Raw genomic sequence first — 26,967 nt, forward strand, 5'->3', positions numbered from 1 at the left:
CGAGCTGGAAGACCCCTACGTCCTCATCCACGAAAAGAAGCTCGGCAATCTGCAGGCGCTGCTGCCCATCCTCGAAGCCGTGGTGCAAAGCGGCAGGCCGCTGCTGATCATCTCGGAAGACGTCGAAGGCGAGGCGCTGGCGACTCTGGTCGTCAACAAGCTGCGCGGCGGCCTCAAGGTCGCGGCCGTCAAGGCGCCTGGCTTCGGTGACCGGCGCAAGGCGATGCTGGAAGACATTGCCGTGCTCACCGCCGGCCAGATGATTTCCGAGGATCTCGGCATCAAACTCGAGAACGTCACCATCGACATGCTCGGGCGGGCTAAGCGCGTGCTCATAGAGAAGGATACGACGACGATCATCGACGGCGCCGGCGAGAAAGCCACCATCCAGGCGCGCGTCCAGCAGATCAAGTTGCAGATCGAGGAAACGACCTCGGATTACGACAAGGAGAAACTCCAGGAGCGGCTGGCGAAGCTGGCTGGCGGCGTTGCTGTCATTCGCGTCGGCGGCGCGACCGAGACGGAAGTCAAGGAAAAGAAGGACCGCATCGATGATGCGCTGAACGCCACTCGTGCAGCCGTGGAAGAAGGCATCGTTGCCGGCGGCGGTGTTGCGCTTTTGCGCGCCAAGGCAGCTTTGACTGAGCTTACTGGCGCGAATGCTGACATGACGGCGGGCATTTCGATCGTGTCGAGAGCGCTCGAAGCGCCGATCCGCCAGATTGCCGAGAATTCCGGCGTCGAAGGTTCGATCGTCGTCGGCAAGCTCGCCGACAGCAAGGATCACAATCAGGGTTTTGATGCCCAGAACGAGATCTACGTCGACATGATCAAGGCCGGTATCGTCGACCCCGCCAAGGTCGTTCGGACGGCCCTGCAGGATGCCGGCTCGATTGCCGCGCTCCTGATCACCGCTGAAGCAATGATCGCGGACATTCCGCAGAAGGATGCGTCCGCTATGGGTGGCGCAGGAGGTATGGGCGGAATGGGCGGAATGGACTACTGAGCGGCGCCTGAAACTATAGCCAGGACGACGGAAGGCCCAGCACGCGGGCACATGCGAGCCGATATCTTGGCGATCATCGGCTCGCTCGACATCGTGTTCGGGGAGATCGATCGATAGGCGCTCGTCGCTGTCGTTTTTGCTGCTAAAAATGGTCTTGGAGACAAGAACATGACCGACACTCTTGCCGAGAAAACATGTACGCCTTGTCGCGGCGGCGTCCCGCCGCTCACGCGTGATGAAGCCCAACGCTTCCAGGCACAGGCTCCTGATTGGGAGCTGGGTGACGATGCCCACCGCATCCAGCGGAGCGTTCGATGCCGCAATTTCCGGGACGCGCTCACCCTTGTTCAGGAGATCGGTGAGCTCGCCGAAACCGAGGGCCATCACCCCGACATCAGCTTCGGCTGGGGTTATGTGACGGTGTCCCTGAGCACCAAGAAGATCAAAGGACTGCACGAGAACGATTTCATCATGGCGAGCAAGATCGATCGGATGCTCGATCGCTCGGGCCGGCCCCTCGACCGCCAGCAGTGACACGGCAAATCCATCGCCAATCTAGCGAGGTTTCCATGACACAGATCCGAACCGACAACCAGCCCGTCACCCAAATCACCATCGTCGATTCTGAACCGGACAAGCAGGCCGAGGCATTGTCCGTCATGACCGAGCGGGCGCGCTTTATGGCGCGCCAGCCTGGGTTCATCTCAATCAGTCTGCATCGCAGCCTCGACGGGCGGCGCATCGTCAACTACGTCCAATGGCAGAATCGCGATCTCTTGCGATCGGCTCATCAATCGCCGGAATTCCGGAAGGAGTGGGGTCACTTCGATCAGTTGACGGACGAGATCGATCCCAATCTGTACGAGGTAGCCCAGGTGATAGATAGTGGTCAGTAGGCGTGCCGTCTACGTGACCTGAACCGCCGGGTCGAGACACCCGACATGAGCTGACAAAGTCTAAGCCATGGCTGCCATGAACCATCGCGTCGTCACCGTGTTCGGTGGAACCGGGTTTCTCGGCCGCCGCGTTGTTCGGCATCTCCGCGATGGTGAGTTTTTCGTTCGGATCGCATCAAGACATCCGGAACGGGCCAAGAAGCTGTTTGGTTCTGATGATCCGCAACTTCAATCGGTCGAAGCCAATATCCACGATGAGCGGGCGATCGCCGATGCACTTGCTGGTGCTTACGGTGTTGTAAATGCGGTCAGTCTTTATATCGAACAGGGACAGGAGACCTTTCATTCCGTACATGTCGAGTCAGCCCGGCGGGTTGCAGCTCAAGCACACCGAGCTGGCGTCGAACGGCTCGCTCACGTTTCAGGAATCGGCTCCGATGTTGCGTCGCCGTCGCTCTACATCCGCAAGCGTGGCGAAGGCGAACTGGTGGTGCGTGCCGCGTTTGCTGACGCCACTATCATCCGCCCGGCGGTGATGTTCGGACCGGATGACGCGTTTCTCACCACCATCCTCAAACTTCTCCGCCGGCTTCCAATCTATCCGATGTTCGGTCGCGGCCTGACGAGATTGCAGCCGGCCTATGTGGGCGATGTGGCAGAGGCGACCGCAAGAGCGCTGCAGGGGACGGAAACGCATGCGATCACGCGTATGAGTGCGGCGCTCCTCGCGTCTACTCTTACAAGGAATTTCTCAGAGCCGTTGCGCACGAAGCCGGTCTTAAGCCCAAACTGATTCCAATCCCATTTGCCGCTTGGCACGCGCTGGCTTGGTTCGCCGAAATGCTCCCGGGCCCGCCCGTCACTCGGAATCAAGTGGAACTGATGCAGGTCGACAACGTGTCATCGCCGAAGATGCCGGGATTTGGAGAACTTGGAATTTCGCCGTACTCGGTCGAGGAAATGCTCCAGGAGATATTGTGGGATCACTGATCAAAGAGCTTCTTCGGCTAGTGCGCTCCCGCCAAGGGGAACGACAAGGGCAGCGGCGGCGAGCGTCGATGAGGCTTCGGTCTATCGTCTGCTCAAGGCGCACGACCTGATCAACAGTCCGGCCTTCATCGTCATGAAGGCTGCCAACGAGTTCAAATTGAGTCGTATGTACCAAACCGGCACACTATATATCGATGGTCGCCTGCACCTTCCCGGCAAGCCGGCGAGTGGAAGAGACCAACGCTTTCGCCCAACAAAGGGAGAAGCGATAATGACGTTCAATGACTCAGCGGACTCAAAGCAGCTTTCAATACTGGCCACAGTGGTCGATGATTATTGCCGTCAGGCCGGGATAGCAGTGGGCGATCCGGCCAGGGAACGTCTTGGCCGTCAAATCATCGAGTTGTTCCAAAGCGGCATGGATCAGCCAGACGAGTTGTTGTTGGCCCTAAACCATCACTACGACGAGTGGCTTGGTGAGGTTGGCCTGCCGTCGTCTTGTGCCGACCAAGCTGCATCGCTGATCTCTGGCGCTGCCCCTTCTCCTGCGGATCACCCGTCGATGTCGCCGCAACGCTTCCCCCAACGAAAAACCCCGCAGGAGCGGGGCTTCTAGTATTTTTCGGCGCGGGCTTGCGCTCCACTGAAAACAGTGACGGAGCAGTTAGGCGACAGGGCCAGCGTCTGCCGTTACGGCGAGTCAGGATATCGTTGCATCATCGGCGTTCCGAGCCGCGTCGAACGCGACCGGTCGATTGATGACATTGCTGACGGCAGAACCAGCGAGTGTGCGCGTCACGGAAGCCGGAAAGCAGCGGTCGTTCAATTGCGGAATTCGGATGGAATTGTATCGACTCCGACTATCCTTACACACCCTGCGAAGCTACGCCGATGGCGCTTGCAAGGACGACAGGAAAACACCACCTATAGATTGATAGCGAACAAGCTGGAAACGTCGGTTCAAGTCCGACGGCCCCGACCAAATCGGGGTTTCGTCTAGGGTAGGACACCACACTTGGTAAACGCCGCTCCCTTCCGGTCGAGCGGCGTTTTCGTATCTTCTGTAAAAAGGCAACAAACGGCCCGTATTGTGGAAGGCTAGCCTTGTAGCGCTGGCTAGTGCGTCCGCAACTCGAACTTGATCAGGACTTGCATAAGCTGCCTGTCTGTCTCGTCACTTTCGCCATTTCCAGGTGACATCGGTGAGCGTTGCGAACTGGCTTAGCAATACCGTCTGAGCGGCAAGCGATGCGAGATTCCTCTGCTTGATAAGCGCTGACTAACAGGTTGTTTGCAATCTTTGAGGGGATGCAGAAGCCCTTGAGGCCTGCGAAGTCGGAGCCTGTCAGTGATCATGATGCACGGTGCCCAACCTCGGCAATTCTGAAGTGTCCGCATTAAGCATTTGTTGTCAGCAAACCGTGCGCGCGGTCTGAAATAAAGGAACTCGAACGCTGCACCAGTGCCGCCCGCAGCACTTGAAACCATGCCCGGGTCTTCCATGTAGCACGCAATAGCGCACAACTTTCCGAATGAGGAAGCGCCGGCAGATGAGTCTGCTCCCCACCAGCAATTCAACAGAGCATCGCCGTGCCGACCATCGTTGGCCGGCAGCGTTAACAACAGAGCGTTTTCCTCTTCGTTGTCAGACGAAGGAGATACACAATGGCAAAGGTCGTTTGCGTCCTCTATGACGATCCGGTCGACGGTTATCCGACAAAATATGCGCGGGACGGCCTGCCAAAGCTCGACCGCTATCCCGGCGGCCAGACACTTCCCACGCCGAAGGCCATCGACTTTGAACCGGGGATCCTGCTCGGCAGCGTGTCCGGCGAACTGGGTCTCCGGAAATTTCTCGAAAGCGCGGGCCACAGCCTGGTGGTGACCTCGGACAAAGACGGTCCCGCCAGCATTTTTGAACGCGAACTCGTTGATGCCGAAATCGTGATCTCGCAGCCGTTCTGGCCGGCATATCTGACCGAAGAACGAATAGCCAAGGAAAGCAGACTGAAGCTTGCGATCACCGCCGGCATCGGATCCGATCATGTCGATCTTCAGGCCGCCATGGACCGCGGCATCACGGTCGCCGAGGTGACTTACTGCAATTCGATCAGCGTGTCCGAGCATGTGGTCATGATGATCCTGGGGCTCGTGCGCAACTACATCCCGTCCTACCAGTGGGTCGTGAAAGGCGGCTGGAATATCGCCGACTGCGTCGCACGCTCCTACGATATCGAGGGAATGCAGATCGGAACCGTCGGTGCCGGCCGGATCGGCAGCGCGGTGTTGCGCCGGCTGAAGCCGTTCGACGTCAAGTTGCACTACACCGATCGCCACCGCCTGCCTGAGGCGGTCGAGAAAGAGCTTGGCGTCACCTTCCACAAGGACCCCGCATCCATGGTCGGCGTCTGCGACGTGGTGACGATCAATGCGCCTCTGCATCCGGAGACGGAAAACCTCTTTGACGAGACGATAATCGCCAGGATGAAACGCGGCGCCTATCTGGTGAACACGGCGCGCGGCAAGATCTGCAATCGTGACGCCATCGCCCGCGCGCTGGAGAGTGGCCAACTCGCTGGCTATGCCGGCGACGTCTGGTTCCCGCAGCCGGCTCCCAAGGATCATCCGTGGCGATCGATGCCGCATCACGGCATGACGCCGCACATTTCAGGATCGTCGCTCTCCGCCCAGGCGCGCTACGCCGCCGGCACCCGCGAGATTCTGGAGTGCTGGTTCGAAGGCAGGTCAATCCGCGAGGAGTATCTGATCGTCGACGGCGGCAAGCTCGCCGGCGCCGGCGCGCATTCCTACAGCGCGGGAGACGCCACGCGCGGTTCGGAAGAGGCAGCACGCTTCAAGGCCAGGAGTGATCCGCGCTAGATCGATTTCCGCTGCGCTCGACTCGGACGAGAACAAGACAAGGGTGACGTGGGGGCAGATCGACATGGGTTCTGGTGCGGTTCCGATTCCTATGCGCGCACGACAAGGAGCGGGCAGAGCGAGCGCACTCGGTTCGGCGATTCGCGGACACCACAGACATCCGGAATGTCGCCGCATGGCGACAATGATGTGGAATGTTGCCGCTGAGATGTTCGCGACGATCCGTTCGTCCAACATGCGGTCGCCGATGGGTGTCGCTGTCACTGACCTAACTGCGGTCGAGCCCCTGCCGGGTAGCTTGCCCGTTGACGCTGTGCCCGAGCCAAAATCCGTCGCGGATAGCCTGTTCGTCCAGCGTATTCCCGTACCAGCGCGATGATCCCCGCATTCCTGGGCAATTGCGTTCCGACCTGCTCCGTCGCGAGAATTTCGGCGAGAGGGTTGGCTGCGAGTGAGGGCGAAGAAGGCGAGAAGGCAGAAGGCGAGAAGGCGAAGAGGGATGGCAAGATAAAGCGAGCTGGCGCTCGCCCTCGCTTCGCTCGTAAGTGTCTGTCTGCACATTGTTTTTTCCGGCGCGTGCGGACACCGAGCGGCACGGCGCGAGGTGCGAAGGGTGCTGGTTGGTCCGTTATCCCACTGATCTGAACAGGAAAGTTTAGGTGCCGCAGCGATGTGCGATCCGCCATCCTACGCCACAGCAAGTCATTGCAGTCCATAGCATGCTCAGCGCTCCGGCCACCTTGAACCGCGAATTCTGACTCCCGATGCTGTCGTCATCGCAGATCGTGACAGCGACAGGTTCCAGGTTCGCACCGGCCGGACGCGGGATGGCGGCGCGCCGGTCAATTCGCGCACGCTGCCCTTCGTGCGCCAGGTCGAGATCGCTGTCCGCAAGCAAGGCGGCAATCCCTATCGCATCGGCGCAAGCAGCGGCGCCGGGAAGGGAGTGGCCGCTTCAACGCCCGCGGCCGCGGCGGCAAGGTGGCGTCAGCGTTGCCAAAGGACGCCGGCGGGTGGCGGCAGGACGGCAATGGCGTCCGTTTTCGCTCCCGCCGCGTCGTGGTGAAGGCGCGTGTCGTCAAGCTGCCGGGACGAGGAAAGGCGAGCGGGCGCGGCCAAAAGTTTGTGACGACGAGCAAGGCCGTTGATGCCCATCTGCGCTATCTCCAGCGCGACGGCGTCACCAGGGATGGCGAGAAGGGCAGGGTGTACTCGGCGGTTGACGACGAGGCCGACGGCAAGACCTTTGTCGAGCGCGGGCGTGGCGACCGCCATCAGTTCCGCTTCATCGTCGCGCCGGAGGATGCCGCCGAGATGGAAGACCTGCGGTCCTTCACGCGCGATCTCATGCGGCAGATGGAAGCCGATCTCGACACGCGCCTCGATTGGATTGCCGTCGACCACCACAATACCGGCCATCCGCACACCCATATCCTGGTGCGCGGCATCACCGACGACGGCAAGATCCTGAACATCGCCGGCGACTACATCGCCCATGGCATCCGCCATCGGGCAGGCGAGCTGGTGGAACGTGAGCTTGGGCTACAAAGCGAGATCGAGGTCGCCCGCAAGCTGGCCAACGAGGTCGGGGCCGAACGGCTGACCCGCCTCGACCGCATGTTGGTTGCCGAGCAGCAGGAGCATGATCTTCTCGACCTCCGTCCCAATGCCAGCGACAGCTACACCATCTCCAGCAACCGCTATCTGCTGATCGATCGGGCAAAGACACTGGCGCATTTCGGCCTGGCAAGCGAGATCGAGCCCGGCCGATGGGTGATCGCCGACGCAGCCGAAAGCACGCTGAGGGCGCTTGGCGAGCGCAACGACATCATCACGACCACGCACCGGGCGCTGGAGGAGCACGGTCTCGACCATGAGCGGGGCCCAGCGCAATACGCAATGCACCGGGGGACCATCACCGAGCCGGTCGTCGGCCGCGTGCTCGCCAAGGGTCTTGCCGGCGATGAGATGAGCGACCGGCTGTCGCTCGTCGTCGACGATGTGGACGGGCGTACTCACTATGTCGAGACCGCGGATGCTGCAAAGCTCGATGACATTCAGCGCGGCCATATCGTGGCGCTCGATCCAATCCTGCCGAAAGAGCACCCGCGTGCGGCCGACCGCAACATCGGCGTCGTAGCCGGCGAGGATGGCATCTATCGACCAAGCCAACACCTGGAGGCGATCCGCGAGACGTTTTTCGAAGAGGGCAAGGACCCGGACGCCTTCGTCCGTTTCCATGTCCGCCGTCTCGAAGCGCTGCGCCGGGCCGGCCACGTCGAGCGCATCGACGAAGACCACTGGCGCGTTCCGCAAGACCTGTCCGAGCGCGGCATCGCCTATGATGCCCGCACCCGCGGAAAGGGCTTCTCCGTCCGCGTGCTCTCGACGCTCGATCTTGACGCACAGATCGGCAGTGACGGCGCCACATGGCTCGACCGGGAGCTGACGGCCAAGAACCCTGTGCCGCTGGTCCGGTCAGGTTTTGGTCTCGACGTGGACAACGCCCTCGACAGACGGGCTGCCCAGCTCGTCAGGATGGGCCATGCCGCACGCGATGCGACGAGCGGGACGATCACCTTCTCGCGCGACCTTGTTGCCACGCTGGAGCGCCAGGAGGTCGCGCGCGCGTCGGCAAGGCAATGGCCGCTGCGCGCGGCCTCATCTTCGCGCCCGTCCAGCCCGGCAATCATGTCAGCGGCACGCTCCTCAGCCCGGTCAGTCTTGCCAGCGGGCGCTTTGCCATGCTGGACGATGGTCTCGGCTTCCGGCTCGTGCCCTGGCAGCCGATGCTGGAAGGGCGCATCGGCCAGCACATTACCGGCTTCGTGCAAAACAGCGGCGGCATCGACTGGAGCTTCGGCAGAAAACGCGGCCTGGGGATCGGGATGTGAGGGCCTGCCGCGCGCAACCCTGCAGGAGATCGCGCTGACGCCGGCTCGAGATCGTCACCAGCACGTTGGCCAGCCAGCGTTTCACGACTACCAGCTCTTTATTCCATCCTGAGTTGGCGGGAGGCCTTTTTGCTCATAGAGACCTGGCGCGAGCCATGCCGCTCGCCGCTGGTCTGGCAAGCGGCCTACGGTACAGAATGAGCCTGCGCTGCCGGGGCTGGCTGAAGCGGCGCCCGCAATCCTGCGCTCAACTGATCAACGGCCGACTACGGTCGCCGCAACCTGACGCCTGGGCGATCGCCATTGGTAAACTCCACGCCTTCGGCTTCAAGAGCGGCACGAATTTTTGCTTGGGTTTCGGCGGATACCATCAGACCGTTTTTGCCGTCGCTTTCGCAGCGCTTGATCGTTGGAATAGATACACCAGCCCGGCGAGCAAGCTCTGCCTGGGCGATACCAATCAACGCGCGCGCTGCCCGCATCTGTCCTGCTGTTACCAAGCCTATTGATCCCTTTAGATCATTCCTATATGATCCAAAGGTATCAGCGATACCCTTGGGCCGATGGTCCGAGGTGCGGCTAGGCGCGGTGTTGGCGCACCGTGCCCGGCCTGACCACAAACCAAGCTTCCGAGGAGCTCGGATCATGGGTGATTCCGACAATACCACGACTCCGCCGTTCGTCACGCGCAGGGAAGTGCTTGCGGGAGGGATGATCACGTCCACTGCTTTGGTGCTTGAGAAACGCGCGCTCGCCAGCAATCCAGCGATGACGAGTATGCCCGCCGACCCGGCGCTGGCGCTCTGGCGAGAATGGCGGAAAGCCCACAAGTTAGCCGAACGGCTTTGCCGCGCGCAGCAGCGCCTGGAGACGAGGCTCATCGCAGGCGTGGGCTTTCCTTGTGTGGCCGTTCGCCTGCCCGAGGGTGGGGACGTGACCGTCCACTCGATCGAGGCGCTCAATGAAGTGCTCGGCAAAGGGTCGGATATGGCGGTTCTCGGCGAGAAGACCGAAGCGGATTTCGCAGCGCATCAGGCACGCTGGGATGTGGCTGCCGAGGAGACCGGTTACACCGCCGCGCTCAGGGCCGAGCGCGAGGCTGGCGACCAGGCACAGGATCTGCTGGAAGCGTTCTCAACGACGCCTGCCACGACTCTCGCCGGTGTGGCAGGCAAGCTTGATGCCGTGTTGCGCGAGGGCGAGGCCTGGGAGGAATGCTCCGAGTTCCCCTGGCCGCAAATCCGCTCGGCGCTCAGCATCATGCAAGAGAATATGCCTGAATAGTTTTTTCACTGCGGGCGGTGTCCCAAGCTCCGCAAGTGGCGGGCTGGTGCTGTGCAGTCGCATAATATGCGGCGTGGAACTCAACAGAGGACCTGATCAGGTTCCTGATCCATCACAACTTGCCCACCTGGCAAATCGAGGTAGAAATCATAAGAGGCGGACCGTGAGTGGGGGTCGTTAGCGAAAGAAGGACCAGATTTGCATGTTCAGGAGCGCCGGCCGGCGGCCGACACCTCCGAAGAAGGATAATTGAGACGATTTCGGGGCAAGCCCGCGCAGGAGCCCGACCTCATCTGGCGCCAGCCGGCATCACCGAGAAGGGCAGGCGAATGGCGTCTCCAAACGGTTTGCTGCGCCTGCGTGAGTTCAATCCTTATGGATGCGAACCCTAGTTGGTCTTCAACTGGCCGACGCGGTTTTCCGCGATCCAGCGGGCGGCAAGCACCAGCGCGCCCATGCTGAAATCCTTGCCATGCTTGGCCACCATTTCTTCTGACAGTTTGGCGAGCCGGTCGAAAAATTCGTCCTTGCTCTCGTCTTCGGGGGTGGGTTCGGTTTGCATTTTCTCCTCCTCTTGCATGCGGCCTGCTTTTGCTATTTGAACATCTGCGCGGGAAAGGTGACGATCGCGGCGGTGCCGTCGACGGCGCCCACCGCTAGGTGCCGTCCATCGCCGGACCAGGCAAGCGCGGTCACCGAGCCCCCCAAAGGTCTGACGAGGAGTTCGTCTCGCGCGCCGATCTGGGCGATGGTGATCCGACCGTTGGCATAGCCGGCCGCAATCAGCTTCTTCTCCGGATGCGCCGCCACCGCCTCGACCAGGACCAGCCCGGCGCGACCTGTCTCCAACGCGCCCGAGGTTTTGCCGCCAACCGGCGGGGCGGCCATCGACCAGCCGGCGATCCGGAAGGCGCCCGAGGCAAACAGCGCATTTGCGGTTGGGCTCCAGCACACTGTCCGGACCGGCGATGGAAATCCCGCGACGATCTCAGCTCGGCCATCGTTCACGCTGACCAGAGCAAAGCCTCCGGTTTCGAGCCCAGAGGCCAGCCAGGTGCCGTCGCCACTCCAGCGGATCGATATCGGACGCGCTGAAAAGGGGATATCGCGTATCGGCGTGGCGTCGCCTTCTATCATCCAGATCGACAATCCGCCGTCCAGGCCATAGGCGAGGCGCCTTCCGCCTGACGAAAAGGCAAGCGCATCCGTGGACGGTGTCGCACCGTGTCGCAGTCTCACCGCATCGCCTTGGCCGCGTGACAGGAAAACATCCTGCCCATTGCTGACGGCTGTCATGGCCGTCCGGGGGCTGTGGTCGACGGCGACGACCGGTCCGTCGATCTTGACCAGCGTCTCCATCAGATTGCCGTCCGCGGTCAGATGCACCGCTTCGCCGGCCGCCGTTCCGACGAGGAAGCCGGACCGAAGGTAGTTGGCGAGTGGAACGTCGCCATCTCCCAACGCAGCGGTGGCTATCAATGGCAACGGCAATTTTTCCCTTGGGCGGATCGTCGTCTGGCCGAGATCGCCGCTCACCCTGATCCGCGACTCCGGCGGCTCCTGGTCCGCGACCGCGGCTATGGCGACTGTTCCATCCACGCAGGCGAAAGCGACAGTCGAGCCATCGGCGCTGAAGCGCAGATCGGCGATCGCCGACGGACGACGCCAGCTTCGCGCCAGCAGGTCGAACAAGGTCAGGTTCTGTATCGCGTGCTGGTTCATGACGATTCCCTTCGTCAGTTTCCATCCGTCGCCGCGAGGCTCCGGTCGACGTCCTCGACGTCACCTTCCGCAGCGACGATGCTGTCATCGCACGCCGCGCATTCGTGCATGATTGCCGCGGCTCTCTCCTTCGCCTCATGCAAGTCCCGCACCAGTTGCGCGCTGGCGCCGTTCCTGCCGATTTCGAGTTCCAGGCGCAGCACCTCCATCTCGATACCTGCGCGTTTCTGATTGAGCCGCAGCGCCTCGGCAGTGAGCGCGGAGACGTAGGCGACAAGATCGAGCCTGCGGGCGAGCAGCGCGTCACGCCTGGTAGTTTTCCCCATCGGATCCTCCCGTCATTTTTCGCTCCCAGCCATCGGTCCGGATGGTTTTTCGAAAGCCGACAGCAATTTGGGCAACGTGCCGGCCTGGGAATGGAACTGTTTTTCAGCCGTTTCGATGTGGCTCTTGAGCTGGTCCCAGATGTCGACGCGGATCATCGACGTCCTATCGCCGGTGAGGCGCTCGATTTCGTCGACGCGGAACTGGCGTGACAGCGAAACGCCGGAAAACACGAAGTCCCGCAACAGGATCGCATGGTTCTCGATGAACAGATGGATCATCGGATGCGTTTCCGTGGTGACGCCGCCGGCGGCTAGCTCGGCCCGGATGAAGTCCTGGAAGTGGCTCTGGAGGCGATATTGGCTCTCGCCCATGAAGCGCATGACAAAGACCAGATCCCGGGGCATCAGCCTGACAAGATCGCCGGTGACACCGTCGGCCTGGCTGGACATTGGCTCGGGCGGCCTCCGGCTGTCTTTATCGTTCGGCATGGTCTCTCTCCAGCGCGAGGCCCATCCACGGGCCGTCGCCTTCAAATAGTAGAGAAAGACGATGAATTGAACAGATAATATTGGTTTTGATATTTGCTGCACATGCTAAACTAAATATATTGCAGATGCGAATAGATGTTAAATATTACAGGCGTACGTTACAACTGTAAAATAACGTTACAGTTGGTTATTTTCTCATGTGCCGAAAGAGCAGCGATTTTGTTTTTTGCGCCAGCCATGGACATTATTTCGAGTTGGCACGGCGCTTGCTTTGTACATTTCCACAAGAAGCCCATCGCGCTTTTGACGCGGTGCCAAAAGAACGAAGGAACGGAGGAAGCAGGCCGCTTCGATACGCCCATCGCATATGCGGTTGGCGTCGCGGATCCCTGCCAGACGCCTCCAACACCTTTGCCGCGATCCACTTGAATGGCCGGACCATGAGTCGCGCCTGAATGCGCAACCCTTTGTCGTGCCGTTCGCACTCTCACTGGCGGTGCCGTGCGCCGCTTCATGCCGGGGTCAAGGGACCCGGGCTCAAACCTGGTGGAGGCTTATGACCATGACGTCTCTGACGCTCAACAAGATTACCTCGCAACGCGGAATCTCCGTCGGCGAGGCAACCAAGAAGATTGCCGATCTCGGCTGGAATCCTTCCTACGTTCAGGAAGCGATGACGTTTCCGACCGACTACAAGATCAACAAGACGCCGCGCGACCCGATGAAGCAGGTTTTGCGGTCGTACTTTCCGATGCAGGAAGAGAAGGACAACCGCGTCTATGGCGCACTCGATGCGGCATTGCGCGGCGATATGTTCCGCAACGTCGAGCCGCGCTGGGTCGAGTGGATGAAGCTCTTCCTGGCGATCATTCCCTTCCCGGAGATTTCCGCCGCCCGCTCGATGGCGATGGTCGCCCGCATCGCGCCCGGCGAGGAACTCAGGACCGGCTTCACCATGCAGATGATCGACGAGTTCCGTCACTCGACGATCCAGATGAACCTGAAGAAATGGTACATGGAGAACTACATCGATCCGGCGGGCTTCGACATCACCGAGGAAGCCTTCGGAAAATGCTACGCCACGACCATCGGCCGGCAGTTCGCGGAAGGCTTCATCACCGGCGACACGATGACCGCCGCCTGCATGTACCTGACCGTGGTGGCCGAGACCGCCTTCACCAACACGCTGTTCGTCGCCATGCCTTCGGAAGCCGCCCGTAACGGCGACTACGCGCTGCCGACCGTCTTCCTGTCGGTGCAGTCGGACGAGAGCCGGCATATCGGCAACGGCCACTCACTGCTGATGGCAGCGCTCAAGGAACCGGAAAATCACCTCTTGCTCGAGCGCGACCTGCGTTACGCCTTCTGGCAGAACCACGCGATCGTCGATGCTGCCATCGGCACCTTCATCGAATACGGCACCACCAACCGCGACAAGAACAAGGAGTCCTACGCGGAAATGTGGCACCGCTGGATCTATGAAGACTACTACCGCACCTACATGCTGCCGCTCGAGAAATACGGCATCAAGGTCCATCACGACGACGTCCAGGCAGCATGGGAACGCATCACCAAGAAGAATTACGTCCACAAAGTTGGACAATTCTTCGCGGTCGGCTGGCCGGTCAACTTCTGGCGCATCGAGGCCCAGACCGACAAGGACTTCGAGTGGTTCGAGCACAAGTATCCGGGCTGGTACGCCGAGTTCGGCGACTTCTGGAAATGGTACGCCAAGCTTAGCCACAAGGGCGAGAAGGTGCTCCTGTTCAACAGCGACGTCGGTTATGTCTACCCGCACCGCTGCTGGTCCTGCCTCGTGCCCTGCCTGATCCGCGAGGATATGGTTGTTGGCGAGATCGACGGCCAGTTGCACACCTTCGCCCATGAGCTCGACAAGTGGACCGCGACTGTGGCCTTCGCCGACGAGTATGAGGGCCGTCCGACACCCGCGATGGGCCGCTTCAGCGGCAAGCGCGAGTGGGAGACGCTCTATGATGGCTGGGATCTGGCCGATGCCATCAAGGACCTGAACTTCGTCCGCTCCGATGGCAAGACACTCGTCCCGCAGCCGCATATGCGCTTTGACGACAAGGAGATGTGGACGCTGGACGACGTGCGCGGCAACAAGCTCGGATCGCCGTTGAACGCGCTCCGTGGCATGACGCCGGAAGCACGCGCGCAGCACCTGGCGGACTACGCCAAGGGCTTCACCATCAATCCCTGCAACTGATCAGGCCAAGGGGGCGGGTCCGTCCCGCCCCCTTCCTTTTACTGGAGGTCCGTATGTCGGAAACCCACACGGTCAGGCTCAGCCCGGTCGGCGTCGAATTCGACGTCGAGGATGGCGAGACGGTGCTCAACGCCGCTTTCCGCCAAGGCATCGCCCTGCCGCACGGCTGCAAGGAAGGGCAATGCTCGGCCTGCAAGAGCGTGTTGCTCGATGGCGAAGTCGACATGCTCAAATACTCGACCTTCGCGCTGAACGACATGGAGAAGGAGAGCGGCCACGTCCTTTTATGCCGCTGCATCGCCTACTCCGATCTGGAAGTCGAGCTTCTCAACTACGACGAGGAGATTTTGGCGAAAGCGATCGCCGTGAAGACGTTCAAGGGCCGGATTGCTCTGATCGAGCACTTGACCCACGACATTCGCGGCATCGAGATCGAACTCGGCTCGCCGATAAAGTTCTGGGCGGGGCAATATGTCGACATCACGGTTACCACGCAAAAAGGGGAGACGATTACGCGCTCGTTCTCCATGGCAAATACGCCGGACCAAACCCAAAAACTCTCCTTCATCATCAAAAAATACCCTGAGGGAAAGTTCTCCGGAGAGCTCGATTCCGGGGGCATCGAGGTCGGAGCCGAAGTCACCGTCGTCGGACCCTACGGAACCTGCTTCCGCCGCGACGAACGACAAGGACCCCTGATCCTGGTCGGCGCCGGCTCGGGTATGTCGCCGATCTGGTCGATCCTCAATGACCATCTGAGGAGCGGCGAGAAACGCCCGGTCTATTTCTTCTACGGTGCTCGAACGCGCAACGACCTGTTCTACCTCGACAGGATCGCCGAGCTGATCGGTCAGCATTCGGACGTCACTTTCATTCCCGTGCTGTCGCACGCGACTGGTGACGCCGAATGGGAGGGCGAGCGTGGCTTCGTGCACCAGAGTGTCGACGCCAAGCTCAAGCAACTGGCGGTCGACGGGCAGGGCGATGTCCATGCCTGCGGCCCGCCGCCGATGATCGATGCGCTTCAGCCGGTCCTGTTCATGAATGGGTTCGAGACGGAGCGGATCTTCTTCGACAAGTTCACCACATCGGCGGGTGCAACGCCGGCCCATTGAGGGCGGCCACGCCAAGCCAACCACAACTGCAACAAGGGAGTGAAGACTATGCCAGCTATCTCGAGTTCAGTCGGATCCGGAGCCGCCGGCGCGGCGATCTTTGCCGACTCCGACAGCCGGAAATATCGGTATTTCGACCCCAAGGGCCAGCGCGCCACGCACTACGAAGACATGACGGTCGACGTACAGCCTGACCCGGAGCGTTACCTGATCCAGGACTGGATCATCTCCTTTGCCGACGGCAAGGGCGCTTATGTCAAGCAGAACACCGCCGCGCAGAGCTCCAACTGGCATGCCTTCCGCGCCCCCGACCAGGAGTGGGAACGCACGCACTACCAGCGCCAGTCGAAAATTGAGACGATGGTGCAGAGCGTCATCAACAATGCCCGCAAGTCGGGGGCGCCCAGGACCTTCGACAAGGCCTGGGTCAAGATCCTGCAGACGCAGCTCGGCGCCTGGAAACATGCCGAATTCGGGCTCGGCACCTCGCTGATGCAGGCGCAGCGTTACGGCTACACCCAGATGATCAACAACGCGACGCTGACCAACTCGTCCTACAAGCTGCGGCTGGCACAGGACATCACGCTCTACCTTGCCGAGATCGGCATGGACCTTCCCGGCTGGGACGACGAACTCGGCAAGAAGGCCTGGCTCGAGGACAAGAACTGGCAAGGAACCCGCGAAGCGGTCGAGACCATCATGGGTGCGGCCGACTATCTCGAACAGTATTTCGCCATCAACATCGTCTTCGAACCGCTGGTCGGAGAAGCATTCCGGTCTGGTTTCCTGATGCAGATCGCCGCCGCCAACCATGACTTCATCACGCCTGCGGTGATCTCGGCAGCCGAGGCCGACTACGAGCGCAACCTCGCCAACACGATCGACCTCATGCACATGCTCGCCAATGACGAGAAGCATGGCGCGGCGAACAAGAAGCTCTTCCAGGGCTGGGTCAAGAAGCACGGCGTGCTCGCCGACAAGGCAGCCATCGGCCTGCAGCCGATCTGGTCGATGCCGCATTCCAAGCCGGTCGCGTTCACTGACGTCCGCGCCAAATCCGAGGAGCGGATTGGCCAGATCCTCGGCGAACTCGGCCTCAAGCGCTGACACAGGGAGAAATCGTCATGTCAACTACAGCACGCGACGCATCGCATTCCAACATCTTCAAGGCGATGAAGGACATCACCTTCGAACAGACGATTTCGCATCAGTGCGGCGTCACCATGAACGACTCCGTGGAAGCCAGGGCCATCGCTGAATTCATGGGCCTGAAGCCGAACGTAACCGTCACCTACCAACCGGCGATGATCCGCATCGATGGCACCGGCAAGCTGATCTTCAAGATGGATGAGATCAGCGAATATCTCGGCCGCGAGATGACGGCCGAAACTTTCGAGGTCAATAGCTCCACCCACTACGGGCGGATGGTGCGCATCGACGACAACACCGTGATCCTGTTCGGCAACATGGACGAGATGTTCGAATATATCGAATAGACGACAAAAAATAGGCGCGCCGCCTGGTTGCGGCGCGCCGAACCGATCAACACCCATCTTGCGGAGGGAAGAATGTTTAGGACACCGGAAGGCAAGGACATTTTCGTGGTCGATGGCCACACCCATTTCTGGGACGGCAGCCCGGAGAACCAGAAGAATATCCACGGCAAGCAGTTCATCGACTGCTTCTACGCCTATCACACGGGGCTGAGCCCCAAGGACCAGCTGTGGGAGAAGAGCAAGTTCGAAAAGTACAGCGCCGACGATCTCTATCGCGACTTGTTCATCGACGGTCCCGATGATGTGGCGATCGTCCAGTCGACCTATCTCAAGGACTTCTACAACAAAGGCTTCAACACGATCGAGCGCAACGCCGAGGTGGCCAAGCGCTATCCGGAGCGTTTCATCGTCAATGGCGCCTTCGATCCGCGCGATGGTGAGAAGGCGCTCGAGTACATTCACTTCCTCAAGGAAACCTACGACGTCAAGGGCGTGAAGATGTACACGGCCGAATGGAACGGCGCTTCCAAGGGCTGGAAGCTCACCGATCCCGATGCTTACAAATGCTTCGAACTCTGCGACAAGCTCGGCATCAGGAACATCCACGTCCACAAGGGCCCGACGATCCTGCCGCTCAGCAAGGATGCGTTCGACGTGCATGACGTCGATCACGCGGCGACGGATTTCCAGGGCCTCAACTGGATCATCGAGCATTGTGGCTTGCCGCGCCTCGACGATTTCTGCTGGATCGCGACGCAGGAAACCAACGTCTATGGGGGGCTTGCGGTGGCGCTGCCCTTCATCCATTCCCGCCCGCGCTATTTCGGCGAGGTCATCGCCGAACTGCTGTTCTGGATCGGGCCGGAGAAAATCCTGTTCGGTTCCGACTACGCGATCTGGACGCCGCGCTGGCTGGTGGAGAAATTCTGGACCTATCAGATCCCCGAGGACATCGCCGCGGAACGTGGTGTGCAGCTGACCGACGAGATCAAGGAGAAGATCCTCGGCCTCAACGCCGCGCGTCTCTACAACATCGACATCGAAGCCAAGAAGAAGGCGCTCGCCAGCGCGCCCTTCAGCATCGCGGCGGAGTAGGGGCCATGGCAACCGCCAGCGTTTCCGGCAACCGCGAGAAGGAACTCTGGCGGCGCCTTGGTGAGGTCAACGACCCGGAGCTCGACGAACCGATTACCGAGATGGGCTTCGTCGAGCGGGCGCAGGTGACGAGCGATGGCAGTGTGGGGATCGACTTCCGCCTGCCGACCTACTGGTGCTCGCCCAACTTCGCGTTCCTCATGCTGGACGGCGTCCGCAAGGCGCTCGACCAGCTCTCATGGTCGCCTGTCTATCGCGTCAAGCTGCACGATCACATGTTCGCGGAAGAGGTCAATCGCGGCATGGAAGCCGGCAAGACATTCGGCGATATTTTCGCCGGGCTCGCCGAGGATCAGGATCTCGGCGCTTTGCGCGAAACCTTTGGGATGAAGGCCTTCAAGCGGCGCCAGGAGGCGCTTCTGCGCGGCCTGCGGCAGAACGGCCTGACGGATCGGGAAATCCTCGGCATGGACCTGCCGGCATACGACGGCGCGCGGTTCGAACCGGGCGAAGCGGCCAAACAGAAGCCGAGGTACAGGGCGGCTCTGCTTGAGCGTTTTCCCGACCGCCAGCCGGATGATCCTGTCTTCGTGACCTGGGAAGGGCAACGCATACCGGCTGGCGCATTCGATGCCCATCTCGCCGAACTGCGCGGTGTCCGCGTCAATATGGAGTTCAATGGCGCGCTTTGCCGTGGGCTCAAGCAGACCAGATACAAGGAACTGGACATGGTCGACGGCGAACCGACGCTGGTCGATTTCATCATGGATCGCGTGCCGGCACGGGCCGCGCCGACCGCCTGAAGCAGAGCTGAAACAACGGCCTCCCTTGCACGAGGCCCCTAACCAACAACCCGCCCGTAAGGCGGAAGGAGGAATCATGCCCAAAATAATGCTTCACAATTCCGAAGCCCGCCGTGCTCTCGCCCGTGGTGTCTTTCGGTTGGCCGCTGCAGTCGAGCCGACACTCGGCCCCAAAGGCATGAACGCCATGATCGACCGGCCGATCGGCACGCCGATGGTGACCCGCGACGGCGTCAGCATCGCCTCCGAGATCGAACTGCACGACCGTTTCGAAAACATGGGCGCGCAGGTCGTCCGCGAAGTGTCGATGCAAACCAACGAGGTCGCCGGCGACGGCACCACGACTGCCATCGTGCTCGCCAACGCGCTCATCCAGGGTGGTGTGGAGGCGAATGAACGCGGCGCGAAATCCGTCGATCTGTGCAAGGGCATCGACCTTGCCGTGGCGGCGGTGGTGACGGCGCTCAAGGCTTCGGCCAAGCCCGCCAAGGGCAACGGCATTCTCGCTTCGGTCGCCAACATCGCGGCGACCAATGCCAAGCTTGGCGCGCTGGTAGCGGAAGCCCATCAGCGGGTAGGGGCCGAAGGCGTCATCACCACGGACTTCAGTGTGACCACCGAGACCACGCTCGATGTGGTCGAGGGCATGTCCTTCGAACGCGGCTATCTCTCGCACCACATGGTGACCGATCAGGAAAAGATGGAGGCGGTTCTCGAACGGCCTTACATCCTGATGACCGACCTCAAGATCAAGGAGCCCGGGCAGCTCGATGCGGTTCGCCGCATTGCCGACGAGGATGGTCGGCCGCTGCTGATCGTGTCCGAGGAAATGTCGCCGGAAGTGGTGGTGACGCTGCTCGGCAAGCAGGGACCGGGAAAATACCTCGTCGTTCACCCGCCGGAATATGGCCATTGGCGCAAGGCGATGATGGAGGATTTGGCCATCATCACTGGCGGCAAGGTGATCGCGCGCGATCTCGGCGGCCGGCTGGAGGACATCACCGCCGACGATCTCGGAACGGCTGACCGGGTGAAGACCAGTTCGTCCTACACCTCGATCATTCGCGGCGGCGGCGACCATGCGGCCATCGCATCGCGCCGCGCCCAGGTGCAGCGGCAGTATGAAGCCTCGCCGCCGAACATCGATCAGGACAAGCTGCGCGAACGCCTGGCCAAGCTCTCTGGCGGGACCGCGATCCTTTATGCCGGTGGTGTCACACCGGTCGAGCAGAAGCGAACCATTCAGCTCATCGAGGATTCGCTGAATGCGGTGCGCGCCGCATCCGAAGAGGGCGTCGTTGCCGGCGGCGGCTCGGCGCTTGCCCAGATCGCGCCGCTGCTCGACAAGGTGGCGGCCGGCGTCGACGGCGATGTCGCCGAGGGCGTGCGCCTGGTGCGCTCCGTGCTGACGCGGCCACTGTGGCGCATTGCTGCCAATGCCGGCGCCGATCCCGAAGCGGTGGTGGTCGAGGTCACCCGCATCAACGGCGGCTACGGCTACAACGCATCAACCGGTGCGTACCAGAACATGTTCGAGGCAGGGATCATCGATCCGGTTCGTGTCACCTACACTGCGCTCGCCAACGCAGCTTCGGTGGCAACGCTGATCCTGACCACCGAAACGCTGATTGGCCATCTCGCCGAGGATGAGGATCCGACGGCCGGACCGGCTCGCGGCGGCGGCTCTGAAAAGCTCGGCCGCGCCTGAAGCAATCCAAACAATCTCGACGTTGAAAGGATACGACGATGAAAGCTGCCAGACTGTACGAATACGATCCGCATACGAACATCCAGCTCAGGATCGAGGAGGTCAAGGCGCCGACGATCACCGCGCCCGACGAGGTGATCGTGCGGGTCGGTGCCGCCGGCCTCTGCCGCACCGACCTGCACATCATCGAAGGCGTGTGGAAGCCGACCATGGATCCTGAAGGTACGCTCTTGCCCTACATCATGGGCCACGAGAATGCCGGCTGGGTCGAGGAGGTCGGCAGCGGTGTCAGATCGGTCAGGCGCGGTGACGCGGTAATCTGCCATCCCTTCCGCTCATGCGGCATCTGCCTCAACTGCCGGCATGGCGAGGACATGTATTGCGACAATGGCCAGTTCCCCGGCCTTGGCATGAATGGCGGCTTCGCCGAATATTTCATCACCAGCGAGCGTTCGCTGATCAAGCTGAATGCCAATGTCACGCCGATCGAGGTGGCGCCGCTGGCCGATGCCGGGATCACCGCCTACCGCGCCGCCAAGCGGGCGGCGAAGCTCTTGAGGCCGGGGAGCTACTGCGTCCTGCTCGGCATTGGCGGGCTCGGCCATATCGCGCTGCAATCGCTGCACGCGATTTCGGGCTGCCGCATCATCGCCGTCGATCGCGAGCCGGCAGCACAGGTGCTGGCCAAGGATCTTGGCGCCGACTACGTCCTTGATGGCGGGCCGAACATCGTCGAGGAGGTCAGCCAGATCACCGGCGGCGGCGCCCATGTGGTGATCGATTTCGTCGGTGAACTCGGTGTCGAGAACATCTGCTGGAAGATGGTGCGCAAGGGCGGGCAACTGTTCGTCGTCGGCTATGGCGGCAATATCAACGTGCCGACCGCGCATCTCGTCATCGAGGAGATCAACATCGGCGGCAGCTTGGTCGGCAATTTCACCGAGCTTGTCGAACTGATGGAACTGAACGCCGACGGCAAGGTGAAGATGCACTACACCGAGTATAACCTCGCAAGCATCAACACCGCGCTCGACGATTTCAAGAACCGGCGGTTCACCGGACGCGGCGTCATCGTTCCCTGAAACATTTGGACCGAACGTGGCGGAACGGCTACCGCGTCCGGTTCGATCTGACTGCTTGCCTGACCCGGCAAGCCTTCCTTCTGAGCTCCGTGGCTGATGCCATGGCATTTCCGTATCGGGACGTCAGCGAAGCGCGATCCTGAAACGAGTTTCCTTGCTTCGTGGTGTGGAAAAGGGGAGGACAACATGGATCTTGTTACAGGGCTGGCCGTCGTCATCGGCATTATGGGTGGCATTGCAACGTGGGCAGCGATCACGATCGGCAACCCCTATCTGCTGATCTGGGCGGTATTTGTGGGCTGGGGGAGTTTCTATCACTGTGGTGGCAAGGCAGCCGGGTTCAAGAATTCGGCGGTTGCAAACCTCTGGGGAGCGATCTGCGCCGCCGGCGCATTGATAGCACTGACGTCCATTGGTGTTACGGCGATCATGGCCGGCATTTGCGTCGGCATTTCAATCATAGTCCTGATTCTTGCCGCCAAGCTGCCTTTGCTGAGCGCCATTCCGTCAGCGGTCTATGGCTACGCAACGACCGCCGCGCTTTTTTTGCTTGGCGCCACCGCTTACGGCGAAGGCATCAGCGGCATCACCAGGGTCGCGGCCGCCGTGGTTATCTCGCTGATCATCGGCAACATTCTCGGCTACGTCTCGGAGAAAGTGACCGGTGCTGTCGTAAAGGCCTGATCATTCCTGCGACCGCTGCCTGAAGGCAAGCTAGGCGACGAACTTCCCCAACCCCGCGGCGCGAATGCCGCGGGTTTTTTGTGTCGGCGCGATTGGGTCTAGAGGAAGCCGCGTCGGATGCCGTATTGTCCGAGCTTGCGATAGAGCGTCGGCCGCGAAATACCGAGCCTCAGCGCGACCTTGCTGAGATTGCCACCCTCTGCGGCGAGCGCGTTCTTGATGACTTGGCATTCTGCATCCTCGAATGTGCACACCGGTGCTGCGAGCATGGCAGCGGGATGATCGCCATGCATGGTCATATTGTTGCGATTGCCCGCACTGATTTCCCCGGGAAGATCCTGAAGCTCAACGGTGCCGCCGCGCGCCAAGATGTGCAGCCGCCCAACGAGGTTCTTCAGTTCCCGCACATTGCCCGGCCAATGGTAGGCGAGCAGGGCCTCGAGCGCTTCGTGCGAGAATTCCAGCGGGTCCTCGCCTGCTGTGGCGGCGATCTGCCGGTTGAAATGTTCGATCAGCAGCAGCACATCCTCACCACGCTCGCGCAGCGGCGGGACCGTGATCGAGACCGCACCAATTCGATAATAGAGATCGCGGCGGAAGCGGCCGGCGGCAACTTCCTGCTTGAGATCGCGATTGGTCGAGGCGACCATGCGCACATCCACTGGGCGACCCCGGCTGTCGCCAATGCGGTTGACCACGCGCTCTTCCAGGACACGCAGCAGAAACGGCTGGATCTCGAGTGGCAATTCGCCGACCTCGTCGAGACTGAGGACGCCGCCGTTGGCGAGCTCGAAAACACCTGGCTTGCCTTCCCGCGAGGCGCCGGTAAAGGCGCCGGCGACATGGCCGAACAATTCGCTGCCAAAGAGATCCTTGGTGATCGCCCCGCAATTCATCGCGATGAACGGATCGTTCGCCGCGCGCCGGCTGCCTGCATGGACGAGCCGGGCAAACAGCTCCTTTCCAACTCCCGTCTCACCTTCGACCAACAACGAAGCCGCACTGTTCGATTGAGCGACACGACAGGCGATTTCAACGGCGGCCAGCAGCGCCTCACTCTTGCCAACGATCATGGCGACAGCATCCTGAAGGTGCTTGCTCGCTTCCCTACGGACCACCGTCACGCTGGAGACTGCCGGCACGGACGGGAACACCAGTGCCGCGCCGCGGAGGTCGCCGTCGAGCTTGAGTGGCGTGATGTGGCAGGATCGCAGATGTGCCGGCAGCGCCTTGGCGAGGTCGGCGTCCGACCCGGACGACGGAAGGTTCATCAGCCAACGGCCACGACCAGGTTCCATCGGACCGTCCATCATTTCTGTGGTCTCGCCGTCGGGCACGTTGTTGCAGAAGATGGCGCGGCCGCGATGGTCGACGATCACCAGCCCGTCTTTTCGGCGGTAGCTGGGAGCCGAAGAAATGAAGGCTTCGAGCAGGCGCGTGCGCTGTTCCTGCTGCTGTTCGGCCAAGGCCTTTTCGATTTGCCGGGCTGTGGCGGCAACGAGCGCGGTGTTGTGCGGCCGGAAGATCGGCGAATAGCCTGACAGGTCGACGACGCCGATGATCTTGCCGTCGAGCGGATCGCGGATCGGCGCGCCAGCGCAAGTCCAGGATTTGATGCCGGCGCAGAAATGCTCGGCCGCATGGACGAAAGTCGGCTCTCCGGTCCACAGCGCCGTGCCGATGCCGTTGGTTCCGACGGCATCCTCGTTCCATTTGCCGCCGATGGCGAGGTGGATATCCATGCCGTCATGCAGCGTCTTCTTGTCGCCGATGGCGTCGATCAGCACGCCGTCGCTGTCGGCCAGAACCAGCATCGCGCCCGTCCCATCCAGCAGCTGGCCAAGGGAGGCGAACGACCGCCGCGCCGCCGAAAGCAGTTCGGCATTGGCGCGGGTCAGATATTCGATCTCGTCGCGATCACTGCTCAGCGGCGCTTCAATACCTTGAGCGTTGATGCCGCCGGTGGCGCTGCGATACCAGGAATCGTGAATGAGGGAGCGGACGTGGTTTGGGTGGATTGGACCGCTGGCACATTTGGGCTCGTCGGCCAGAAAAGTTTCCCAGGCGCGCATGGTAGCGCGCTCGTCATAGTCAATGTTGTTCAGAACCATTTGCCCCGCGGCCGGCGACGCACGCGCCGGAAGAGCATCGATCTTCATCTGATTGGGGCCCATCTCGCGTTTCATTCAGTCATCACAGAACCTTGAGGCATGCCATTTCTGTATGCTGTCGCGTTCGTATGCTGTCGCGGATTGGACGTGCACAAGCGCGCCCAGGCGTCTGCAAGTCAGTCAATGCCAAGCTTCGCGCCGATGTCGGCGGCAAGCTGCTCTTCGGTGTAGGCGGCGGCAAGACGGGATCCATCCAGGTCGGCAAGCGCCTCGGCGACGGTTTCGTCCACCGGCGAGAAAAAGCCATTCTGCTTCGTTGCCAGGACGAAGATCTGTTCGCCACTCCGGTTGCGGATATCGCCGATGTGACGAAGCTGGCGGCCTGTGTTCTGATCCTTCGAAATTACGCGGCCGTTCATGGTGACCTGGATGGACGGCTTGGCTTCGGCCACCGGTGCAGCGCCGCCACCAACATGGATGATCAGACCTTCCGCCTTCGGTTGCTGGCGTGGCTTCCTCGAAGCCGAATAGCCGCCGCCGCTGATCTGGTCGGCAAGGCGAACGATGGTCGAGCGGTTCTGCTCGATCAGTCTTTTGACTTGTACGTCCTCGCGCCGGGGGCCATCCCGCTTGGAGATAATCTCAACCATGAATCCTCCCAGATTCGCTCAGGGTTGCCGTTCGTACGGCTCATTTCTTGTTTTGTCGTACGGCTCATTTCTTGTTTTGAGTGAACTCTACACCGCCTCGGTCAAGTTCGCCATTCATATCACATAGCGCCAAAATTCGGGTCGCTGGTAGCAGGCCGCTGCTACACGGAGTCTTCGGTAATCGGACGTTTTGACTAATGCCTGCGTGTCAGGCCGCCTTGTTCGTGAATTCCGAGGGTTCGCTTTCGAGTGATTGCCTGTCACGCAGATAGAGCGCGCACGTGGTGCGCAGCATGGAGGCAAAGTTCGGGATGTGGCCGTTGATCTCCAGCGCTTCGTCGTAAAGCGTCGAGAGGAATTTTGGCGCCGTCATCCTCTGTGCATGGGCGATCTCGTCCAACAGCGTCCAAAAAGTGGCCTCGAGCTGGATGCTCGTCGAATGGCCACCTATTCGAACTGAGCGATTGACCAGCCGATACCCTTCCGGATCCTGCTCGGCAAAGACCTTACACATGCGAAGACCTCCCGTTTGATGTTGCTTTAGGCCAAAGCGGTTTCTACGCCCATTCGCCGGATGATACCAACCCAAAGCGCATTTCCCACTCCCATTTGCAGTGACTACAATCGGATTTGGTGCGTAGACCAGCCTCAAGCCAATTTCTCGACGTGGTAACCGGCTGCCACCCATTTTTGCAACCAATGGGCCACGGTTGGCGGTATCCGAGACCGCGCGGCAGACAGGAGGCTCCTTTGGCGAAAGCAATTCATTCGATGATCCGGGTGGTGGACGAGAACCTGTCGGTCAGTTTCTACAAAAGCGCATTCGGACTCGATGTTGCGGACCGGTTGGATTTCGTCACGTTCACACTGGTTTATCTGCACAATGCGGAAGCCGATTTCGAGCTTGAACTGACGATCAACAAGGGCAGGGAAGAGCCCTACGCGCTTGGTGACGGCTATGGCCACATGGCTCTTTGCGTCGACGATATCGAGACAGAACACAAGCGCTTGGCGGCGGCAGGTTTCAATCCGCGAAAAATTGTCGAGTTCAACCACGAAGGCGAGCTGCTTGCGCGGTTCTTTTTCGTGAGCGACCCCGACGGTTACCAGATCGAAGTGCTGCAGCGCCACGGCCGCTACCAATAGGGCGTTGCGCGCCGCATGTGGCAGTGCAATCTGACTTGGCTGTCGGCCCAGGGCATGAGTGCCAGCGTGCGGCTCAGCTGGCGGCCGATCGACGCCTGGAGCTTACTGAATCGGCGTCTCGCCGCGAAACAGTGGCTGGTGCGACCGCATCAAGGCGGTAATCCGGTCGGCGACTTTTCGTACCGGCGGGGAGTGACGTTCCTCGTGATGGGTGACGATCCATTGGTCGGTTTCGAGTTCGGGGATAGGCTGAGCGACGCGAACCAGCCGCGGATCGCTGTCACCGACGAAGCACGGAAAGATCGAAAGCCCGGCGCCCGCAGCCACCAGTTCGCGCACCGAATGGGTGTTGTTGCCGCG

27 protein-coding genes and 2 pseudogenes are annotated in these 26,967 nt (G+C 61.0%); 21 read left to right on the forward strand and 8 right to left on the reverse strand.

Translation table 11 applies throughout. The annotated features are described in order from the left end of the window. The 11 genes and pseudogenes from groEL to NKJ94_RS33135 all read left to right on the forward strand — a co-directional run. Positions 1–1,006: chaperonin GroEL (groEL, locus tag NKJ94_RS33085; RefSeq protein ID WP_352531453.1), on the forward strand; the 1,006-nt coding region annotated here is incomplete at its 5' end. Between the two features lie 42 nt (positions 1,007–1,048). Beyond that, positions 1,049–1,123, forward strand: a pseudogene (locus tag NKJ94_RS33090) (NADH-quinone oxidoreductase subunit D-related protein); the annotation flags it as partial. A 51-nt stretch (positions 1,124–1,174) separates the two neighbouring features. Then, a complete protein-coding gene (locus NKJ94_RS33095) occupies positions 1,175–1,540 on the forward strand; it encodes a 4a-hydroxytetrahydrobiopterin dehydratase (protein ID WP_352531455.1) in 366 nt (121 codons plus the stop codon). Between the two features lie 35 nt (positions 1,541–1,575). Further along, positions 1,576–1,902 carry an antibiotic biosynthesis monooxygenase family protein gene (locus NKJ94_RS33100; protein ID WP_095199207.1) on the forward strand — a complete coding sequence of 109 codons (327 nt, stop codon included), beginning with the start codon at positions 1,576–1,578 and terminating at the stop codon, positions 1,900–1,902. Positions 1,903–1,969: 67 nt separating this feature from the next. Beyond that, positions 1,970–2,695: an NAD(P)H-binding protein gene (locus NKJ94_RS33105; RefSeq protein ID WP_352531458.1), complete on the forward strand. Its 726-nt coding sequence runs from the start codon at positions 1,970–1,972 to the stop codon at positions 2,693–2,695. Positions 2,696–3,163: 468 nt separating this feature from the next. After that, a complete protein-coding gene (locus tag NKJ94_RS33110) occupies positions 3,164–3,508 on the forward strand; it encodes a hypothetical protein (protein ID WP_352531499.1) in 345 nt (114 codons plus the stop codon). 1,049 nt (positions 3,509–4,557) lie between these two features. Continuing rightward, positions 4,558–5,772 (forward strand): NAD-dependent formate dehydrogenase, encoded by a 1,215-nt coding sequence (locus NKJ94_RS33115; RefSeq protein ID WP_352531460.1) that lies wholly within the window; start codon positions 4,558–4,560, stop codon positions 5,770–5,772. Between the two features lie 1,347 nt (positions 5,773–7,119). Further along, positions 7,120–8,334: pseudogene (locus tag NKJ94_RS33120) on the forward strand (DUF3363 domain-containing protein); the annotation flags it as partial. Positions 8,335–8,414: 80 nt separating this feature from the next. Beyond that, the gene (locus NKJ94_RS33125) at positions 8,415–8,666 is read left to right on the forward strand and encodes a DUF3363 domain-containing protein (RefSeq protein WP_352531497.1); all 252 of its coding nucleotides are present in this window, start codon (positions 8,415–8,417) and stop codon (positions 8,664–8,666) included. Between the two features lie 155 nt (positions 8,667–8,821). Beyond that, the gene (locus NKJ94_RS33130; RefSeq protein WP_352531462.1) at positions 8,822–9,175 is read left to right on the forward strand and encodes a hypothetical protein; all 354 of its coding nucleotides are present in this window, start codon (positions 8,822–8,824) and stop codon (positions 9,173–9,175) included. A 136-nt stretch (positions 9,176–9,311) separates the two neighbouring features. Beyond that, complete coding sequence (locus tag NKJ94_RS33135) at positions 9,312–9,950, forward strand: hypothetical protein (protein WP_352531464.1); 639 nt, start codon at positions 9,312–9,314, stop codon at positions 9,948–9,950. A 388-nt stretch (positions 9,951–10,338) separates the two neighbouring features. Here the strand turns inward: NKJ94_RS33135 and NKJ94_RS33140 are convergent, their stop codons facing one another. The 4 genes from NKJ94_RS33140 to NKJ94_RS33155 are packed head-to-tail and all read right to left on the reverse strand — an operon-like array spanning position 10,339 to position 12,487. Further along, positions 10,339–10,512 carry a hypothetical protein gene (locus tag NKJ94_RS33140; protein ID WP_164547015.1) on the reverse strand — a complete coding sequence of 58 codons (174 nt, stop codon included), beginning with the start codon at positions 10,510–10,512 and terminating at the stop codon, positions 10,339–10,341. 32 nt (positions 10,513–10,544) lie between these two features. Further along, entirely contained in the window at positions 10,545–11,672 is a 1,128-nt protein-coding gene (locus NKJ94_RS33145) for a WD40 repeat domain-containing protein (RefSeq protein WP_352531466.1), read from the reverse strand. Positions 11,673–11,686: 14 nt separating this feature from the next. Continuing rightward, positions 11,687–11,998 carry a hypothetical protein gene (locus NKJ94_RS33150; RefSeq protein WP_352531467.1) on the reverse strand — a complete coding sequence of 104 codons (312 nt, stop codon included), beginning with the start codon at positions 11,996–11,998 and terminating at the stop codon, positions 11,687–11,689. A 12-nt stretch (positions 11,999–12,010) separates the two neighbouring features. Then, a complete protein-coding gene (locus NKJ94_RS33155) occupies positions 12,011–12,487 on the reverse strand; it encodes a hypothetical protein (RefSeq protein WP_352531469.1) in 477 nt (158 codons plus the stop codon). Between the two features lie 556 nt (positions 12,488–13,043). Here NKJ94_RS33155 and NKJ94_RS33160 point away from each other — a divergent pair. The 9 genes from NKJ94_RS33160 (at position 13,044) to NKJ94_RS33200 (ending at position 22,700) form a co-directional block, all read left to right on the forward strand. Beyond that, positions 13,044–14,717 carry an aromatic/alkene/methane monooxygenase hydroxylase/oxygenase subunit alpha gene (locus NKJ94_RS33160; RefSeq protein ID WP_352531471.1) on the forward strand — a complete coding sequence of 558 codons (1,674 nt, stop codon included), beginning with the start codon at positions 13,044–13,046 and terminating at the stop codon, positions 14,715–14,717. 53 nt (positions 14,718–14,770) lie between these two features. Then, positions 14,771–15,832 (forward strand): NADH:ubiquinone reductase (Na(+)-transporting) subunit F, encoded by a 1,062-nt coding sequence (locus NKJ94_RS33165; RefSeq protein ID WP_352531473.1) that lies wholly within the window; start codon positions 14,771–14,773, stop codon positions 15,830–15,832. A gap of 48 nt (positions 15,833–15,880) precedes the next feature. Further along, positions 15,881–16,939: an aromatic/alkene monooxygenase hydroxylase subunit beta gene (locus tag NKJ94_RS33170; RefSeq protein WP_352531475.1), complete on the forward strand. Its 1,059-nt coding sequence runs from the start codon at positions 15,881–15,883 to the stop codon at positions 16,937–16,939. Positions 16,940–16,956: 17 nt separating this feature from the next. Continuing rightward, complete coding sequence (locus NKJ94_RS33175; protein ID WP_352531477.1) at positions 16,957–17,328, forward strand: MmoB/DmpM family protein; 372 nt, start codon at positions 16,957–16,959, stop codon at positions 17,326–17,328. Between the two features lie 72 nt (positions 17,329–17,400). Next, positions 17,401–18,423, forward strand: a complete 1,023-nt coding sequence (locus NKJ94_RS33180; protein ID WP_352531479.1) for an amidohydrolase family protein — start codon at positions 17,401–17,403, stop codon at positions 18,421–18,423. Between the two features lie 5 nt (positions 18,424–18,428). Continuing rightward, entirely contained in the window at positions 18,429–19,226 is a 798-nt protein-coding gene (locus NKJ94_RS33185) for an iron-sulfur cluster assembly protein (RefSeq protein WP_352531480.1), read from the forward strand. Positions 19,227–19,302: 76 nt separating this feature from the next. Next, positions 19,303–20,934: a molecular chaperone GroEL gene (locus NKJ94_RS33190; RefSeq protein WP_352531482.1), complete on the forward strand. Its 1,632-nt coding sequence runs from the start codon at positions 19,303–19,305 to the stop codon at positions 20,932–20,934. Between the two features lie 38 nt (positions 20,935–20,972). Continuing rightward, positions 20,973–22,016 (forward strand): NAD(P)-dependent alcohol dehydrogenase, encoded by a 1,044-nt coding sequence (locus NKJ94_RS33195; RefSeq protein WP_352531484.1) that lies wholly within the window; start codon positions 20,973–20,975, stop codon positions 22,014–22,016. 96 nt (positions 22,017–22,112) lie between these two features. Next, positions 22,113–22,700 (forward strand): DUF1097 domain-containing protein, encoded by a 588-nt coding sequence (locus tag NKJ94_RS33200; RefSeq protein WP_352531486.1) that lies wholly within the window; start codon positions 22,113–22,115, stop codon positions 22,698–22,700. Positions 22,701–22,798: 98 nt separating this feature from the next. Here NKJ94_RS33200 and NKJ94_RS33205 read toward each other — a convergent pair whose 3' ends face one another. The 3 genes from NKJ94_RS33205 to NKJ94_RS33215 all read right to left on the reverse strand — a co-directional run bounded on the left by NKJ94_RS33205 (position 22,799) and on the right by NKJ94_RS33215 (position 25,975). Further along, complete coding sequence (locus NKJ94_RS33205) at positions 22,799–24,886, reverse strand: sigma-54-dependent Fis family transcriptional regulator (protein WP_352531488.1); 2,088 nt, start codon at positions 24,884–24,886, stop codon at positions 22,799–22,801. 101 nt (positions 24,887–24,987) lie between these two features. Then, positions 24,988–25,461 carry a hypothetical protein gene (locus tag NKJ94_RS33210; RefSeq protein ID WP_352531490.1) on the reverse strand — a complete coding sequence of 158 codons (474 nt, stop codon included), beginning with the start codon at positions 25,459–25,461 and terminating at the stop codon, positions 24,988–24,990. 208 nt (positions 25,462–25,669) lie between these two features. Then, entirely contained in the window at positions 25,670–25,975 is a 306-nt protein-coding gene (locus NKJ94_RS33215) for a ribbon-helix-helix domain-containing protein (protein ID WP_352531492.1), read from the reverse strand. A gap of 236 nt (positions 25,976–26,211) precedes the next feature. Here NKJ94_RS33215 and NKJ94_RS33220 point away from each other — a divergent pair, with 236 nt between their 5' ends. Continuing rightward, positions 26,212–26,607, forward strand: a complete 396-nt coding sequence (locus tag NKJ94_RS33220) for a VOC family protein (RefSeq protein ID WP_352531493.1) — start codon at positions 26,212–26,214, stop codon at positions 26,605–26,607. A 102-nt stretch (positions 26,608–26,709) separates the two neighbouring features. Here the strand turns inward: NKJ94_RS33220 and NKJ94_RS33225 are convergent. Then, the coding region (locus tag NKJ94_RS33225) for a LysR substrate-binding domain-containing protein (RefSeq protein WP_352531495.1) at positions 26,710–26,967 on the reverse strand (258 nt) is incomplete at its 5' end.

It is taken from the genome of Mesorhizobium sp. M0060, assembly GCF_040323155.1.
In the GTDB taxonomy this organism is placed as follows: domain Bacteria; phylum Pseudomonadota; class Alphaproteobacteria; order Rhizobiales; family Rhizobiaceae; genus Mesorhizobium.